We start from the raw sequence: 15,456 nt of genomic DNA, 5'->3' as shown, positions 1-15,456 counted from the left end.
GAACGATCCGAACCTCACTCAGCGTTGTGCGGTTCGGTGGGCGGGCTCGTGCGGCCCCGCCGGGGGCCTTCGCTCGGGTCCGCCGGCGGGGCGACGTGCCCAAGCTCGGCGATCCGCTCCACAACGACCCGACCCACGTGACGATAGAACTCCTTGCCGGTGCCCCGCGCCGCGTCGGCCGTAAAGTCGAGCGGCTTCCCGTAGGTGATCCTGACGGGATGGCATTTGATCCAGCGGGCGCCCACCGGCAAGGCCTCATGGGTGCCCGCGATGTAGGCCGGCACCACCGGGCAACCGGTTTCAGCCACGATGACGCCGATCCCCGGCTTCCCTGGCCTCAGCCGGCCGTCCGGAGAGCGCATCCCCTCCGGGAAAATCACCACCACCTTTCCCGCCTTGATGAGGCGGATCGCCTGGCCGAATCCCTCCCGATCCAGCCGGTCCTGGCGAATGGGAATCCAGCCGAGCCATCGCAGGGTCTCCCGGACGCCCGGGATCGGAAACAGATCCTGGCGACCGAGAAACGCCACCCGCCGCGGGATCCCGCATCCCAGGAGCGGGATGTCTAGATAGCTCGCGTGGTTGGCCGCGATCAGCACTCCCCCGCGTCTCGGGATATGTTCGCGGCCGACGACCCTGTATCGGAAGAACAGACGGCCGAGGACGTTGAACAGCACCCAGAGGAGCCCGTAGAGGACGGCGCTCACAGCTTGGTGGCAATCTCCGCCATCATCCGTTCGATCACGTCGTCCACCTCCAGCATGGACGTGTCAATGACGTGGGCGTCGGGAGCGGGCCTGAGCGGAGCCACCTCCCGGGACCGGTCTCGTGAGTCCCTGGCGTCAAGGTCGGCGCGCGCCTCCTCCAAACCCGAGACATGGCCCGCGCGGACGAGCTCCTGATGGCGCCGCTCCGCGCGCACCTCAAGCCGGGCGTCCAAAAAGAATTTCACGTCCGCCGTCGGAAAAATGCGCGTGCCGAGGTCGCGCCCCTCCGCGACGATCCCCCCGGCGGCGCCAAGCCGGCGCTGCACCGGAATCAGCCACTCCCGAACCGCGGGGATGGCGGCGATCACCGAAGCCGCGCGGCTGACCTCGGGTGTGCGGATCTCCTGGGTGACGTCCCGCCCGTCCATGAGCACCCGCGGGGAGTCCGGAGGACCCTCGATCGTCAGGCTGGTTTCTGAAAGCATTCGCGTCACGGCCTGGGAGTCGGCGGGACTGACGCCCGTCGCCGTCGCTTTCCAGGCGAGGGCTCGGTAGAGCGAGCCCGTGTCCAAATAGAAATAGCCGAGCCGCCGGGCCAACCGCCGGGCCACGGTGCTCTTGCCAGCTCCGGCCGGCCCATCAATCGTGACGAGCAAGCGCCGCGCCGACGCCGGCTCGCGCCGGGGTGGATTCGGGTTGGTGGCTCGCCGGCTGTCCATTATAGTCCCCGTGGAGATTGTGTCAATAATTCCAAGAGCTTGTCAGAAAACCCAGGGAACGACGTGTCAATGCAGTCCGTCTCGCCGATGGTGACGGGGCTCTCGGCCCTGAGCGCCGCGATCGCCAGCGACATCGCCACCCGGTGGTCACCGAAGCTCTGGCAGGCGGCGCCCCGCAAGGGGCGCCCGCCCCCGCCCGTAATGCGGAGCCCGTCAGGATGTTCTTCGACCTGAACCCCCAGCTTGCGCAGCTCCGAGGCCATGCTGGCGATCCGATCGCTTTCCTTGACCCGCAGCTCCGCCGCCCCCGTGACGACGGTGTCACCCGCCGCCAGGGCTGCCGCGACGCACAGGATCGGAACCTCGTCAATCATCTGGAGAATGCGCGCGTCGGCGATCCGGACGCCGCGCAGCGCGGCCGCGCGCACGTGAAGATCGCCGACCGGCTCTCCCGCGTCCTCCCGCCGGTTCAGCACCTGAATGTCGGCGCCCATCTCCACCAGGAGGTCCAGCAGGCCCGTCCGGGTCGGATTGAGCCCCACGTTTCGGATCGTCACGTCCGAGCCGGGCACGATCGTCGCACCGACCACGAAGAACGCGGCCGCCGAGAGATCCCCGGGCACCGTCAGTGCGGAGGCTCCAGGCCAGCCCGTCGCGGGCCGGCCTTGGACCACCAAGGCCTCGCCCTCCTCGACGAGCGGAATGCCGAAGTACCGGAACAGCCGCTCTGTATGGTCGCGCGAGCGTTGGGGCTCCGTCAGCCGCGTCGTCCCCTCGGCGTAGAGAGCAGCCAGAAGCAGGGCCGACTTGACCTGGGCACTCGCCAGCGGCAAGTGATAGGTCATCCCGCGCAACCGGCTGCCGGTAATCGCCAGCGGGGCCAGCTCGCCGCCCTTGCGCCCAGCGATGACCGCCCCCATCGCCCGCAGCGGCTTGACCACCCGGCCCATCGGCCGACGGCGAACGGATTCATCCCCGGTCAGCACGGTGAAGAAATCCTGCCCGGCCAGGAGGCCCGCGAGCAGCCTGATGCCCGTGCCCGAGTTCCCGCAGTCAATCGGCGCGTCGGGCTCGGAGAGCCCCCACAGCCCCTTGCCGAAGATCCGCAGTCGGTCCTCCCGCTCCTCGATCCGGATGCCCATGCGCCGAAACGCCCGGATCGTGTTCAGGCAGTCCTCGCCTCGACTGTAGCCGGCGAGCACGCTCTCGCCTTCCGCCAGGGCGGACAGGATCACCGCGCGGTGGGTGATGGACTTGTCCCCGGGCACGGAGATCGTCCCCTGGAGCGGACCGCCTGGATTCACGGTGAGAGAGGCCATGCGGGATCAGCGCAGCTCCAGCCGTACCTGCCGGGCGCGCTCCAACTCCTTTTCGATGCCAGTTCCATCCCCGTCGCGGATGAGCTGCTTGAGGTGCCGGAGGTGGGATTCATAGATTTCAATCAACTGGACGAGGTTGCCCCGGTTCCACAGACAGATGTCCCGCCACATCTCAGGCGAACTGGCCGCGATCCGGGTGGTGTCGCGGAGCCCGCCGCCGGAGAAGGCCAGCACATCAAGGTCCGGGGCGAGGCTGCGCCGGACCTCATCCAGTGCAGTCATGAGCGAAAAGGCCGCCACGTGTGGCAGGTGGCTGACAGCCCCTAGCACACGGTCGTGCACGAGCGGATCCATGCTGATGACTGTCGCGCCGGCGGCCTCCCATAGCTCCTGGACCAGCCGCAGCGCCTCGGGATCGGTCCGGGGCGTCGGGGTCACGATGCAGCGGGCCCCCCGGAACAGGTCGGGGGACCCAGCGGCGACGCCGGTCTTCTCCTTGCCAGCGATCGGGTGCGCCCCGACGAACCGGACCCAGGTCGGGAGCAGCGCCTCCACTCGCCCCACCAGGGAGCCTTTGACGCTGCCCACATCGGTGACGATCGCGCCCCGTGCCAAGGTCTCGCCCCAGTCGCGGACCTGCCGCTCGTACGTATCCACCGGCGTGGCCAGCACCACCAGGTCGGCTCCCCGCACGCCCTCCCGGGCCTCGGAGACATACCGATCAATGGCACCCAGCTCGACCGCCGCCTTCAGATTCTCGACCCGGCGCCCGACGCCGATGACGGCGTCGGCCAAAGCCTGGCGCCTGAGCACCATGCCCAGGGAGCCGCCGATCAATCCGGTCCCGATGATCGCAACCTGCTTAAAGCGGGGTGGCATGATGACCGTGACGAGTGACGCGGGGCGCCCGTTGCTCCGGCCCATTGCAAGCGCTGAGCACTGGGCGTCCCAACAACGGGTCCCCGGTGACGGGCAAGACTGGTTGACTGCTGGTTGTCTTTCAACGCGTCACGCGTCGTGCGTCACGCGTCCTGCCTCCTAAATCTCCCGTCCGACCGCCTCCGCAATCCTCCTGAGATCCAGCATCAACTCCTTGAACTTCGTCGGCTTGATGGACTCCTCCCCGTCGCACAGCGCCAGCTCGGGGTCGGAGTGCACCTCGATGAGCAGCCCGTCCGCGCCCGCCGCCACTGCCGCCTTGGCCATCGGGGCCACGAGATTCCACTTGCCCGTCGCGTGGCTGGGATCCACGATCACCGGGAGGTGGGACAGCTCCTTGAGCGTCGGGACGGCGGCCAGGTCCAGCGTGTTCCGGTACTGCGTCTCGAAGGTCCGGATCCCCCGCTCGCACAGCATGACGTTGCGGTTCCCACGGGACATAATGTACTCCGCCGACAGCAAGAACTCCTTGATCGTCGCGGACAGCCCACGCTTCAGGAGGACCGGCTTGTCATAGGCCCCGACTTCCTTAAGCAGCTCGAAGTTCTGCATGTTCCGGGCGCCGATCTGGATGATGTCGGCCTTCTCCAAAAAGAGGTCCATGTCGCGCGGGTCTAGGATCTCGCTCACGACTGGGAGCCCCGTTTGCTTCTTGGCCTCCAGCAGGAAGTCCAAGCCCTCGCGCCCCAGCCCCTGGAACGAATAGGGGGAGGTGCGGGGCTTGTACGCGCCGCCCCGGAGGATGCTTCCGCCGGCCGCCTTGACCTCGTGGGCGATACCCACCGTCAGCTCCAGCTTCTCGACTGCACAGGGGCCCGCCATGATCGCGAGCTTCTTGCCGCCGACCTTCACCCCCTGGATGTCGATGACGGTGTTGGCCTTTTGGAACTCCCGGCTCACGAGCTTCCACGGCGCCAGGATCGGCGTCACGCTCTCGACGCCGGGGAAGACGGTCAGGGGTTGATTCTGGAGGATCCGGTCGTCCCCGATCACCCCGATGATCGTCCGCTCTTCGCCCTTCGAAATGTGCGGCTTCAGCCCGAGCTCCCGCAGCCGATCCAGGATGTGCTCGATCTCCCGCTCGGTGGCCTCGGGCTTCAACACGATAATCATGATTCCCTCGCTGACGTTCGCTGGTGGTGCAGGACTCGCTGGAGCGCCTCCAGAAACCGCCGGTTCTCCTCGGGCAGCCCGACGGTGACCCGGAGCATGGGCCCCTCGATGTGGCGCACGATCACGCCTTCGTGCAGCAGGGCCTCGAAGACGGCCCGCCCGTCGCGGCCCACATCAAAATACAGAAAATTCGTCTGGCTCGGGACCGGCGCAAAGCCTAGGGCCCGCAGCCCGGTCTCCAAGACGTCCCTCTCACGCCGGTTCAGGGCCCGGCTGCGGGCGACGTGCTCGTCGTCGTCCAGCGCAGCCAGCGCGGCCCGCTGGGCCAGGCTGTTAGCGTTGAAGGGGGGCCGGACCCGGTTGAGGTACTCGGCGATTTCCGCCGTGGTCAGGCCGTAGCCGATCCGCAGGCCCGCCAACCCGTAGATCTTGGAAAAGGTCCGCAGGACGATCACGGGCCGCCCGCGCTGGACGTAGGCCAGGCTGTCTGGGAAGTCCCGGCTCGTGACATATTCGTAGTAGGCCTCGTCGAAGGCCACGATCACGTGGTCCGGCACATGGGCCATCAAGGCCTCGACTTCCGTCGCGCTGACCATCGTGCCGGTCGGATTGTTGGGGTTGCACACGAACAGCAGCCGCGTTCGCTCGGTGATCGCGTCGGCCATGGCTGGCAAGTCGTGACGGTGGGCCTTGAGCGGCACGACCACCGGCCTCCCGTGCGCGGCGGTGACCTCCATCCGGTAGATCACGAAGGTCTGGTCGGCCATGATCGCCTCGTCGCCCGGCGCGAGGAAGGCGCGGACAAGCAACCCGATGATCTCGTCGGAGCCGTTACCGAGGATCACCTGGTCCGGAGCCACCTTCCACCGTTCGGCCAGGGCACCCCGGAGCCGGTAAGCGCTTCCGTCCGGGTACCGATGGAGCGTCGCCGCAGCGTCCGAGAGCGCCGCCACGGCCTTTGGCGATGGCCCGCAGGGGTTCTCGTTCGAAGCCAGCTTGATAACGGACGTCAGCCCGAGCTCGCGCTGCAGCTCCTCGATTGGCTTGCCCGGGCTATAGGGCGTGAGCGAGGCAATATCCTGGTGGACGCGCAAGGGCATAGGCTTAGCTGTGGGCCGGATAGGACCCGAGAATCTTGAAAAACAGGCACCGACCCTTGACCTCATCGAGGGCCTTCTTCACCCGCTCCTCCTCGGCGTAGCCCTCGAGGTCCACGAAAAAGATGTACTCCCAGGCCTTCCTCCGAGAGGGACGTGACTCGATCTTCGTCAGGTTGATCCCGTGCGAGGCGAAGGGGCGGAGCAGATCGTAGAGTGCGCCGACGCGGTCCTTGACGGACAGCATGACTGAGGTCTTATCCTTGCCGGTCCGCTCGGGTACGCACTTGGACAGGATCAGGAACCGGGTGACGTTGTTGATGTTGTCCTCGATCCGCGCCTTCAAGACTTTCAGCCCGTACAGCTCGGCCGCCAGCTCCGATGCGATCGCGGCGGCCGTCGGCTCGGCCGTGCAGAGCTCCGCCGCGCGGGCGGTGCTTGCCACCTCGGCGAGCGGCACCTGCGGCAGATTGGCCTCCAGCCAATGCCGGCACTGGGCGATGGCGTGGGGATGGGAGTAGATTTTTTGAATCTCCTCCACCCGCTCGGCCCGCGACAACAGGTGGTGCGAGACCTCCTGGAGCACTTCCCCGTAGATCAACAGGTTGGAATCAATGAACATGTCGAGGGTGTGGTTGACCACGCCCTCTGTCGAGTTCTCGATTGGCACCACGCCGAAGTTCGCCCGGCCCCGCTCGACCTCGTCGAAGACATCCTTGATGCCGTTTACCGGGATGTAATGAGCGGACGACCCGAACTTCTGGCTCGCGGCCAGGTGCGTAAAAGTGGCGGGCGGGCCCAGGTAGACCACTTTCTGGGGGCCTTCCAGCGAGAGGGAAGCAGACATGATCTCCCGGTAGACCGGCCGGATCGCCTCGTTCGGGAAGGGACCCGGATTCTGCCGCATGAGCCGTTCGACGATCTCGGCCTCCCGGGCCGGCGTGTGCAGGTTCGCCTCGGCCCCAGCCTGCTTCTTCAGCTTGCCAATCTCAATCACCCGCTTGGACCGCTCGTTCAGCAAGCGCAGGATCTCGTTGTCGAGCCGGTCAATCTCGGCGCGAAACGCCTGGATGTCATTCTGGGTACTCAATGGCCCCCCTCGCCGGCGCGGAACGAAGAGCAAACATCATACTGAACCCATCCAAGGTTTGCAAGGTTTTTCAATGAGATTTACGACTTGCCCGGCTCAGACCGCACCAACCGGCTGGCCGCGCTGCGGGGGGATCGTCACGGAGCGCGAGAGGAAGGCTCGGAGTCCTCAAGTCAACAAATCTCTTGTCTTTCCAAAATGTTCAAAACAGCGCCGGGTGGCCTGGCGACCGCGGGCCGTCCGCTCTAGGTAGCCGGACTGGATCAGGAACGGCTCGTAGACGTCCTCCAGGGTCGTTTTCTCCTCGCTGACCGCCGCGGCGAGCGCTTCGATCCCCACCGGCCCGCCACCGAACCGATCCAGAATGGTCTGGAGGATCTTTCGGTCCATCTCGTCAAAGCCCGCGCTGTCCACACCCAGCCACGCCAGCGCCTCCCGGGCCACCGGCAGGGTGATCCGGCCCTCGGCCTTGATCTCGGCGAAGTCACGGATGCGCTTGACGAGCCGATTCGCGATGCGCGGCGTGCCGCGGGCGCGCCGCGCGATCTCCGCGGCGCCGTCTTCCTCCAAGGAAACCCCAAGCAAGCGCGCCGAGCGTGTCACGATCGCCTGTAGCTCGTCGGGTTGGTAGAAGTCGAGCCGGTGAACCAGCCCGAACCGGTCCCGGAGCGGCGAGGTGAGCGCACCCGCCCGGGTCGTCGCCCCGATGAGGGTGAACCGGGGCAGATCCAGCTTGATTGTGCGGGTGGAGGGGCCCTGCCCGATCACGAGGTCCAGTTGGCCATCCTCCATCGCGGGGTACAGAGCCTCTTCCACCGCCGCGGGCAGCCGATGGATCTCGTCAATGAACAACACGTCGCGGTCCTGGAGGTTCGTCAGGATGGCGGCCAAGTCTCCTGCGTGCGCGAGGACCAGGCCCGAGGTGGAGCGGATGGCTACGCCCATCTCCCGGGCGATGACGTGCGCGATCGTCGTCTTGCCGAGCCCGGGGGGGCCGTAGAAGATCGCATGGTCCAGCGCCTCGCGGCGGCGCCGGGCCGCCTCAATGCAGATCCGGAGCGACTCCTTCATCCGACGCTGGCCGACATATTCGTCCAGCGTCTGCGGCCGCAGCGTCGCTTCAAGACCGCGGTCGGCCTCAGCAGCCTGCCCCGTCACCAGCCGTTCAGCCATCTCCTTCTTCCTGGTCCCGATACGTTCCCGGCTTTGCTCACTTCTCCGACGGCTTCGGCGCCGGCCGGTACTTCTTTGGCGGCTCGAGTGTCCCCTGGCCCGGAGTCGGCAGCTCGCCCGCGCAGGCGGGCGGGCACCGGACCCCGCCCTGGGTCGGGTCGGGCAGAACCCGCTCGAGCTGCTCAAGCTGGCACTGGCTCATGAGCCCGCCATCGGCCCCGCCGCAGCGGGGCGGCACCAGCGAGGAGCCCACCGGGCGATACCCGTCCGGACACGAGCCGCACACGGAGAGCAGGTTCGCGCCCAGCGGGACGCACTGCACCAACCGGTGGTCCTCGTCCGGGCAAAGCTTGGCATCCTCCGTGACCCCGGTCAGCGCATAGCCCGATGGACAGGAGCCGCAGACCATTCTGGGGCTCTTCGGCTCCGCCTCTCCGGCCAAGCCAACCGCAAGGGGGAAGACCGGGAGCCACGTGACCAACAGCGCGACCGCGACAGGCCACTGCGTTCTTCGCATCATCGCCCTCCCCCCTTGGCCAACGCCTTCAGCACATCCCGGATCAATTCCTTGAGCGACAGCGCCGCGCCCGGCACATCGAGCACCCGCTTGATGGCAGCCTTGACCTCGGCGGGCTTGTACCCCAGGTTGACAAGGGCGGACAGGGCGTCCTCCTGCAACCGCCCCGACAGCGCGGGCTGCGGGGCGGCCTGTTTCGCGAGGGCAGGATGGAAGCGCTCGATCTTGTCCTTCAGCTCAAGCGCGATCCGGCCGGCCGACTTCTTGCCGATTCCGGGCACCGTGGCCAGCTTCTCCACGTCTCCCGCCCGCACGGCCGAGATGAGATCGGAGACAGACAGCGCGGACAGCACACTCAACGCGAGCTTGGGCCCGATCCCGGACACCCCGGTCAGGAGCAGGAACGCCCCCTTCTCCTCAAAGCTGGAGAATCCAAAAAGCTGGATCGCGTCGTCGCGCAGATAGGTGTGGATGTGGAGGGACGCCACCTCGTTGGCGTCCGGCAGCGTGTAGTAGGTGCTCAGGGGGATATGGACCTCGTACCCGACGCCCTGCACGTCGAGCGTGATGAGCGACGGAGCCTTCGAGGTCAGCCGGCCAGTGAGCGCGGCGATCATGCGTTCCGCGTGACGCGTAAAGGGTGACACGTGACCGGCGAAGACCGGAGATTTAAGCAGTGCAAGGAACGAATTCCGTACCCGTCACTCGTCACGCATCACCCGTCACTGTTTTATCCCGCTGCGGCGACCTTTTCCATGATCTCGTCCGGAATGTCGAAGTTCGCATGCACCTTCTGCACGTCATCGTGATCGTCGAGAATCTCCATCAGCTTGAGCATTTGCTCGGCGGCCTTCTCCTCGAGCCGGATGGTGTTCTGGGGAACGAAGGTCACCTCGGCCAGCGAGGTCTCGATGCCGGCGTCCGTGAGGGCCTTCTTCACCGCCTCGAAGTCCTGGGGCGCGGTGAGCACCTCGTACGCCTTGTCTCCGACCTTCACGTCCTCGGCCCCCGCATCCAGTGCCAGGCTGAGCAAGCGGTCCTCGTCCACCTTCTCGCGATCCACCACCAGCAGCCCCTTCTTGTGGAACTGCCAGGCGACCGCGCCGGCTTCGGCCATGTTGCCGTTGTTCTTGGTGAGCAGGCTTCGGATCTCCGCCACGGTCCGGTTCCGGTTATCGCTGGTGATCTCCAGCAACAACGCTGTCCCGCCCGGGCCGTAGCCTTCCAAGGTGAATTCTTCGTAGTTCACTCCGGGCAGCTCGCCGGTGCCACGCTGAATCGCCTTCTTCATTGTATCGCCGGGCATGTTGGCGTCCTTCGCTTTGGCGATAGCCAATCGCAGGCGGGGATTATGGTCCGGGTCACCGCCACCCTGGCGGGCGGCGATGGTGAGCTCGCGGATGATGCGGGTGAAAATCTTGCCGCGCTTGGCGTCCTGCGCCGCCTTGTGCCGCTTGGTGGTGGCCCAGTGACTATGGCCGCCCATGACTGCCTCCTCCTGCTCCGGCCGATCTGCGGAGGAAACCCGCGCAAACCGGCAAAATCTCATTCATTTTCAGTTCGATCTGAGGGAGCTTCTAACACAGTCCCCGGAGGGGTGTCAACGCCGCGCGTCACGCGCTCGAGCGGCGGCGGGAGCTAGCTTCACGTTGCCGCCATGCTGGCCTTTGCCGTCCGGACCGCGTCCACGATGCTCCAGATGGCGACTGCAAACAGCGGCAGCGAGCGCAGGACGATCGAGCCGGCCTCCGGAGGCGGCGAACCAGCCAGGAGATGGTGCAGAAGCTGGACGAACCCAGCCGAGGCCCCGAACGCGCCATCGGCCACCAGCGCGCCGATCAGAAATCCCACCCCTTTCTTCCACTGCCGGCAGTAGAACTGGCCCAGGCCCGGCAGCACCCCGGACAGGATGCCCGCCACGGTCGGGCTCTTGGCCGGCTTGCCTTCCATAGCCCTCCAAGGAGGATCACCGATTCCTCTGCGGTGTCGATCAGTGGGCAGCGGGACACTCGGGACCGCCGGTCGCCTGGGCCGGCGACGTGTCGCGCAAGCAATGCGCCCTGGCTCTGCTCAGGGCGGTTTAACCGGCGTTTCAGTCTAGCAGATACCCGGAGAGACCGCTAGCGGTGCAGGGAATGGCCGACCGGGAGCCGCCCCGGCGGGCTACTCCGTATAGACGAGCAACTGGATGCCGATCAGGCAGATCAAGCCCGCCCAGACCAGGTCCCAGCGAGAGCACCTGGTCTTTCTGGGGCCACCACCCAACTCGGTCCTCCTCCCACCGGCCGTCCAGCCGGGCATCAGCTTGCAGGCGCCAGCGGACATCGCCAGGGTCCCCATGATCGCGTGGTGGAGGGCGATCTTGTGGGCGGCCGGATGGGCGCCGTGGCCGTGCAGGAAGAGCAGGAGACCGCCGAGGATCGCGAACACGGGGAGGGGCGCCTGCCAGAGACCGTGCCGAATCCGGCCAAGATGCCGGAGCGCTTCGATCGTGCCAACCGCCAGGAGCAGGACGGCGTAGAGTTTGTGCTGAAGGATCTCCAGGTCGTCGGACCACAGGGTCTCAGTGAGGCTCATCCGCCCGATTGGCCAGGCTTCGTGGTCGCTCCAGATGAGCAGGTAGAGCCCGGCCCCAACCATGGAAGCGGGCAGGAGAAAACGGGTCCAGGCGAACCGGGGCAAGGCCAAGGCGCTTCGGACTTCGCTGAGCCCGATCAGGAGCACGAAGACCCCGGCCAGGTGGTGGTTGAACTCGGAGTAGGCCTTCCCTGCCGGCGATCCCTCCCACGCAGGTGCGCCGGCTGGCGCGTGGTGGACAGGCTCGTGAGCGGGTTCCTGCGACGGAGGACCATCCTGGGCCGGCGCGGGGCCGGGCGCGCCCAGGAACGCAGTGACGACCGTGAAGAGAACAGCGATGAGAAATGAGAGATGCGGGAAAGGGCTCATGGATTGCACGATGGCCGTCCCTCGGCCTGACAAACGAAAGGCCCATCCGGCTGGCCGAATGGGCCTTCCTCCGCTCGCTGCGTCCCGAGCCTCGCGCCGGCCCGGGCCTACAGGAACTTCATGAACTTCTCTTTCGCCTCATCCATCACCTGCGCGGTGACGGTTGCCGCGCCGCGCTCGCGCGCGAGCCGCTCGATCTCCCGGCGCGCCATCGGCCGGATGAAGTCGGGAATGTTCTCCAGCCGCTTCTCGGCCTCCGGCGTCCAGGCGACGCCGGACGATTCGTGCTTGGAATCGTCCATGACCTGCAGCGTGATCGTGCTGTACCCGTGCTTGCGCGCGTAGGCCTCGACGCTGGTCTGGACCATCGGCCGGACGAAGGAGGGAAGCCGCTCCAGCCTCTCCCGGGCATCCGGTGTCCACGTGAACTCCGACGAGAGGGTGCTCGACCCCGCCGCTTGGCTGCCCGAAGAGGTCAGGCCCATCTGGGCGACCATGGCGGAGAAGGGGCACCCGCTGGTTTTGCCCCCTTCCGCCGGTTGAGCCGCCGCGGTCGCGCCCGCCGACTGCCCTGCCTTGATCTTCTCGTTGAGATAGTCCGCCATCTGCCCGGGGCCCGGCTGGGCCTCCCGCTTGAGCGTGCCGCGGGTCATTTCGAAGGGCTCCGGAGCGACGCTGCGCCCGCCGAGCTGGACGCCCAGCGAGCTGACCATCTGGGTCTCGCCCGGGTTGGTCACCATCGAGAACTTGGCGCCGCAGGAGGGACAGCCGAAAAACACGCCCAGCGATCCTTCGGCGACCTTGTCCACCTTCTCGAAGGACATATAGGTTTCGCAGTTAAGGCAGACGAATTTCATCGGAGCACTCCTGGGCGCGGGGTGCGAGGCGAGCAGCGAGAGGGTTGCGGGAACGGGCCTCTGGCCTCTCGCCCGCATTAGAGTTTTTCAGCCAGGACCTTCTTGTAATCGAGAACGGCCCGCAACCGTTCGGCGATCTCCTGGTAGCGTTGAATCGTCGGATAGGTCTCCTCCAGCAGCGGCTGGCCCCGGTCGAAGGTGCGGGCGAGCGTCCGGTCGAAGGGAATCCGGCCCAGGAGCGGGACGTCGAGGACCTCGCACATCGCCTCGGTGTTCCCCTCGAACAGCTCGTGCTCGGCCCCGCAGGACGGGCAGCGATACGCGCTCATGTTCTCGACCATCCCCAGGACCTTGATGCCCATGTCGCGCGCGTAGGTCACCGACTTCTGGACCACCTCGGAGGCGACTTCGGACGGCGTCGTGACGACGATCGCGCCGGCCAAGTCGGGGATGAAGCTCGCCATCACCGGGGGTTTGTCCGCGGCGGCACCGGGCGGCAGGTCCGTCAGCAGGAAATCCAGCTCGCCCCAGACGACATCGGCCAGGAACTCCCGGATGACGTTCATCTCCATCACGCCGAGCCAGACCGGGCTCAGGTCCATCGGCCCCTTCCATCGGACCGGCGAGCCTGCACTGAGGAAGAAGTCCATCGAGGCCACCTTCACGCCCAGGGGTCCGGTCGGCGGGATCGCGCCCTCCGGCGTGATCGTCATCCCCAGCCCGTGCATGCCGAGCATGCGCGGGACGCAGGGGCCATTCAGGTCCACATCCAGCAGGCCGACCCGGTACCCCTGTCGCGCGAGCGCCAGCGCGAGGTTGACCGTGGTCATGCTCTTGCCGACCCCGCCCTTGCCGCTCATGACGACCAGCTTGTGCCGGATGCCGACCATCCGGGCCTGCACCTGCTGCATCTGCTCGGTGATCTGCTGGACCACCTTGGCGTCGTCGGTGTACTGAAGCTTGCCCAGGATGGCTTTGAGATCCTTGTCGGCCATCACGGCCTCCTTCTGCGCCCCAACCGTACCACAGCGGTTTCTGGCACGTCAAACCTGTCGCTTGCAGCGAAGAGCCAGCGGCGAAAAGCTGTCCGGACGGGCCATTCGTTTTAGGCTGCTTGCTGTTCGCATCCTTTCAGATCGAATACTGGAACACCGGCTTGGCGCCGATGGCGTGAGCGAGCACGCCCCGGCGCTTGAGCGCCTCGAGGATCTGCCGGGCGGCCGCGTCGAAGTCCTCGGGCCCGCAGAAGCTGAGGTCGGCCTCCGGCGGCGGCTCGTCCGGCGACTTGCTCATGTAGACCTGGATGACGGGCGCGGGATGGACGAGAGTCCGGATCGCCTGCGCCGCCTGCTGGCTCGCCGCTCCGAAGGGGTTCGTGGTGGACACGACGATGAGGCCGGTGTCGATCAGCAGGCGAGCCACCTCACCATAGCGGCGGATCATCTCCGCGACGCCAGCCGAGTCGGAGGCCGCCAGGTCGGCGTCGAGCCCGCGGCGCAGGTTTTCTCCCTCCAGCAAGTAGGCGTGCCGCCCCTCGGCGACCAGCATGGCCTCCAGCTTCCGGGCCAGGAACGCCTTGCTAGTCTGGGCCGGGCCGGCGAGGAGGACGACGGCCGCGCGGTGCCCGTAATGCTGCGCGCGCTGCTCCAGGCTGACCTCGCCGCGGACCCAGGCGAAGTCGCGCCGGCGCGCCTCGTCGCGCAGGAACTCCTGCTCGTCGTGCACCAGCTCGGTCACGATGCCGCCGCCTGAGATGTCGTACTCGTCCACCACGACGAAGCGGCCGGTCGCTTCGAACGAGGCGTAGGGGTCGAAGGCGATCGGGGAGCGGGTGCGGATCGTCACCTCGGCCACCTCGTTCCGGCCGACGGCGTTCCCGCCTCGGCGCTCGTCGAGCTGGGCGGCGTCCACGATCCGGTGGATCGCCGCGACCTCGCAGTCCACCTCGCGGGTGGCCAGCCGGAGCTCGTATTTGCGGCCCTGCTGCAGCGGCCGCTGTCCGAGCCAGAACACGTTAGCGCGGAACGCGGTCGAGACCAGCGGGAGGGACTCGTGCAGGGAGGCAATCTCGCCCCGCTCGATGAAGATCTGCTCGTCAAGCGTGAGCCCGATGGATTGCCCGGCCTGGGCCTCGGTCGGAGGCGGCTCCACGTTGAAGGCCTCGATGGTCTTGACGACCGCTGTCTTGTTGGATGGCGAGAACACAAGCCGGTCGCCCACCCGCAACCGGCCCGAGGTGAGCCGGCCGGCGATGATCCGCCGCGCGTCGAACTTGTACACGTCCTGGACGGGGAAGCGGAGCGGCTTCTGGGCGCGGTCTGTCTCCTTCTTGAACCGGCTCAACACGTCCAGGACGGTCGGCCCCCCGTACCAGGCCATCCGCTCGCTGCGGGTCACGATGTTGTCGCCCAGCTTCGCACTGACGGGGACGACCTGGTCCGGCACCACACCGAGTTGGGCCAGGAACTCCCGGTACTCCTTCTCGATGCCTTGGAACGCGTCCTGTCGGTAGCCGACGAGATCCATCTTGTTGACGACCACCGCCACCTGCCGGATCCCCAGCATCGAAAGCAGGTAGCCGTGCTTCTTGGACTGCTCCTTGACCCCCTCCAGCGCGTCAATGAGGAGGAGCGCCGCCTCCGCACGCGCCGCACCGCTGATCATGTTCTTGAGGAATTCCTTGTGTCCCGGCGCATCGATGATGATGTACTGCCGGCCCTGCCACGAGAAGAAAGTCCGGGCCGTATCAATGGTGATGCCCTGCTCCTGCTCCTCCAGGAAGGCGTCAAAGAGGAAGGCGTATTCGAACTCCTTGCCTTGCTGGCGGCAGATCGCCTGGACGCGCTCGAGCTTCCCTTCCGGGAGCGAGCCCGTGTCGGCGTAGAGCCGGCCGAGCAGCGTGGACTTGCCGTGGTCCACGTGGCCAACGATCACGATGTTGAGATGCTCCCTGGGCGGAGCCGCTGCGCGGGTCATGGC

At 66.8% G+C, this 15,456-nt stretch carries 16 protein-coding genes; all 16 read right to left on the bottom strand.

Annotated elements, in window-relative coordinates; all coding sequences use genetic code 11:
- Window positions 1-14: 14 nt before the first annotated feature.
- The gene (locus ACWHYQ_RS08940) at window positions 15-707 is read right to left on the bottom strand and encodes a lysophospholipid acyltransferase family protein (RefSeq protein WP_447975341.1); all 693 of its coding nucleotides are present in this window, start codon (window positions 705-707) and stop codon (window positions 15-17) included.
- On the bottom strand, window positions 704-1,426 hold the full coding sequence (cmk, locus tag ACWHYQ_RS08935) for a (d)CMP kinase (RefSeq protein WP_447975340.1): 723 nt from the start codon (window positions 1,424-1,426) through the stop codon (window positions 704-706). The genes ACWHYQ_RS08940 and cmk overlap by 4 nt, the downstream gene beginning before the upstream one ends.
- Window positions 1,426-2,745 (bottom strand): 3-phosphoshikimate 1-carboxyvinyltransferase, encoded by a 1,320-nt coding sequence (gene aroA, locus ACWHYQ_RS08930; RefSeq protein WP_447975339.1) that lies wholly within the window; start codon window positions 2,743-2,745, stop codon window positions 1,426-1,428. The genes cmk and aroA overlap by 1 nt, the downstream gene beginning before the upstream one ends.
- Before the next feature lie 6 nt (window positions 2,746-2,751).
- Window positions 2,752-3,669, bottom strand: coding sequence for a prephenate dehydrogenase (locus ACWHYQ_RS08925; RefSeq protein WP_447975338.1), 918 nt, complete (start codon window positions 3,667-3,669; stop codon window positions 2,752-2,754).
- A 114-nt stretch (window positions 3,670-3,783) separates the two neighbouring features.
- Window positions 3,784-4,797 carry a 3-deoxy-7-phosphoheptulonate synthase gene (gene aroF, locus ACWHYQ_RS08920; protein WP_447975337.1) on the bottom strand — a complete coding sequence of 338 codons (1,014 nt, stop codon included), beginning with the start codon at window positions 4,795-4,797 and terminating at the stop codon, window positions 3,784-3,786.
- Window positions 4,794-5,897, bottom strand: coding sequence for a histidinol-phosphate transaminase (gene hisC / locus ACWHYQ_RS08915; RefSeq protein ID WP_447975336.1), 1,104 nt, complete (start codon window positions 5,895-5,897; stop codon window positions 4,794-4,796). Before hisC ends, aroF begins: the two co-directional genes overlap by 4 nt.
- Window positions 5,898-5,901: 4 nt before the next feature.
- Window positions 5,902-6,984 (bottom strand): prephenate dehydratase, encoded by a 1,083-nt coding sequence (pheA, locus tag ACWHYQ_RS08910; protein ID WP_447975335.1) that lies wholly within the window; start codon window positions 6,982-6,984, stop codon window positions 5,902-5,904.
- Window positions 6,985-7,152: 168 nt separating this feature from the next.
- Entirely contained in the window at window positions 7,153-8,157 is a 1,005-nt protein-coding gene (gene ruvB, locus ACWHYQ_RS08905; protein ID WP_447975334.1) for a Holliday junction branch migration DNA helicase RuvB, read from the bottom strand.
- Window positions 8,158-8,194: 37 nt separating this feature from the next.
- Window positions 8,195-8,677 (bottom strand): hypothetical protein, encoded by a 483-nt coding sequence (locus ACWHYQ_RS08900; protein WP_447975333.1) that lies wholly within the window; start codon window positions 8,675-8,677, stop codon window positions 8,195-8,197.
- Entirely contained in the window at window positions 8,674-9,291 is a 618-nt protein-coding gene (ruvA, locus tag ACWHYQ_RS08895) for a Holliday junction branch migration protein RuvA (protein ID WP_447975332.1), read from the bottom strand. The genes ACWHYQ_RS08900 and ruvA overlap by 4 nt, the downstream gene beginning before the upstream one ends.
- Before the next feature lie 113 nt (window positions 9,292-9,404).
- Window positions 9,405-10,160: a YebC/PmpR family DNA-binding transcriptional regulator gene (locus tag ACWHYQ_RS08890; protein ID WP_447975331.1), complete on the bottom strand. Its 756-nt coding sequence runs from the start codon at window positions 10,158-10,160 to the stop codon at window positions 9,405-9,407.
- A 158-nt stretch (window positions 10,161-10,318) separates the two neighbouring features.
- Complete coding sequence (locus ACWHYQ_RS08885; RefSeq protein WP_447975330.1) at window positions 10,319-10,624, bottom strand: hypothetical protein; 306 nt, start codon at window positions 10,622-10,624, stop codon at window positions 10,319-10,321.
- Between the two features lie 213 nt (window positions 10,625-10,837).
- Window positions 10,838-11,629: a hypothetical protein gene (locus ACWHYQ_RS08880; protein ID WP_447975329.1), complete on the bottom strand. Its 792-nt coding sequence runs from the start codon at window positions 11,627-11,629 to the stop codon at window positions 10,838-10,840.
- A 98-nt stretch (window positions 11,630-11,727) separates the two neighbouring features.
- A complete protein-coding gene (locus tag ACWHYQ_RS08875) occupies window positions 11,728-12,477 on the bottom strand; it encodes a PCP reductase family protein (protein ID WP_447975328.1) in 750 nt (249 codons plus the stop codon).
- 77 nt (window positions 12,478-12,554) lie between these two features.
- The gene (locus ACWHYQ_RS08870) at window positions 12,555-13,472 is read right to left on the bottom strand and encodes an Mrp/NBP35 family ATP-binding protein (RefSeq protein WP_447975327.1); all 918 of its coding nucleotides are present in this window, start codon (window positions 13,470-13,472) and stop codon (window positions 12,555-12,557) included.
- Window positions 13,473-13,608: 136 nt separating this feature from the next.
- On the bottom strand, window positions 13,609-15,453 hold the full coding sequence (locus tag ACWHYQ_RS08865) for a GTP-binding protein (protein ID WP_447975326.1): 1,845 nt from the start codon (window positions 15,451-15,453) through the stop codon (window positions 13,609-13,611).
- Between the last annotated feature and the right edge of the window lie 3 nt (window positions 15,454-15,456).

The organism is Nitrospira sp. Kam-Ns4a, from assembly GCF_965152595.1.
Note: the sequence above shows the minus strand (reverse complement) of the source record. Positions and strands in the feature narration are given on the sequence as shown.

What these genes read in the sequence shown, in the direction of transcription:
- cmk (WP_447975340.1), bottom strand. Translation starts at nt 1,426, where the DNA reads ATGGACAGCCGGCGAGCCACCAACCCGAATCCACCCCGGCGCGAGCCG.
- aroA (WP_447975339.1), bottom strand. Translation starts at nt 2,745, where the DNA reads ATGGCCTCTCTCACCGTGAATCCAGGCGGTCCGCTCCAGGGGACGATC.
- ACWHYQ_RS08925 (WP_447975338.1), bottom strand. Translation starts at nt 3,669, where the DNA reads ATGGGCCGGAGCAACGGGCGCCCCGCGTCACTCGTCACGGTCATCATG.
- aroF (WP_447975337.1), bottom strand. Translation starts at nt 4,797, where the DNA reads ATGATTATCGTGTTGAAGCCCGAGGCCACCGAGCGGGAGATCGAGCAC.
- hisC (WP_447975336.1), bottom strand. Translation starts at nt 5,897, where the DNA reads ATGCCCTTGCGCGTCCACCAGGATATTGCCTCGCTCACGCCCTATAGC.
- ruvB (WP_447975334.1), bottom strand. Translation starts at nt 8,157, where the DNA reads ATGGCTGAACGGCTGGTGACGGGGCAGGCTGCTGAGGCCGACCGCGGT.
- ACWHYQ_RS08900 (WP_447975333.1), bottom strand. Translation starts at nt 8,677, where the DNA reads ATGATGCGAAGAACGCAGTGGCCTGTCGCGGTCGCGCTGTTGGTCACG.
- ruvA (WP_447975332.1), bottom strand. Translation starts at nt 9,291, where the DNA reads ATGATCGCCGCGCTCACTGGCCGGCTGACCTCGAAGGCTCCGTCGCTC.
- ACWHYQ_RS08890 (WP_447975331.1), bottom strand. Translation starts at nt 10,160, where the DNA reads ATGGGCGGCCATAGTCACTGGGCCACCACCAAGCGGCACAAGGCGGCG.
- ACWHYQ_RS08885 (WP_447975330.1), bottom strand. Translation starts at nt 10,624, where the DNA reads ATGGAAGGCAAGCCGGCCAAGAGCCCGACCGTGGCGGGCATCCTGTCC.
- ACWHYQ_RS08875 (WP_447975328.1), bottom strand. Translation starts at nt 12,477, where the DNA reads ATGAAATTCGTCTGCCTTAACTGCGAAACCTATATGTCCTTCGAGAAG.
- ACWHYQ_RS08870 (WP_447975327.1), bottom strand. Translation starts at nt 13,472, where the DNA reads ATGGCCGACAAGGATCTCAAAGCCATCCTGGGCAAGCTTCAGTACACC.
- ACWHYQ_RS08865 (WP_447975326.1), bottom strand. Translation starts at nt 15,453, where the DNA reads ATGACCCGCGCAGCGGCTCCGCCCAGGGAGCATCTCAACATCGTGATC.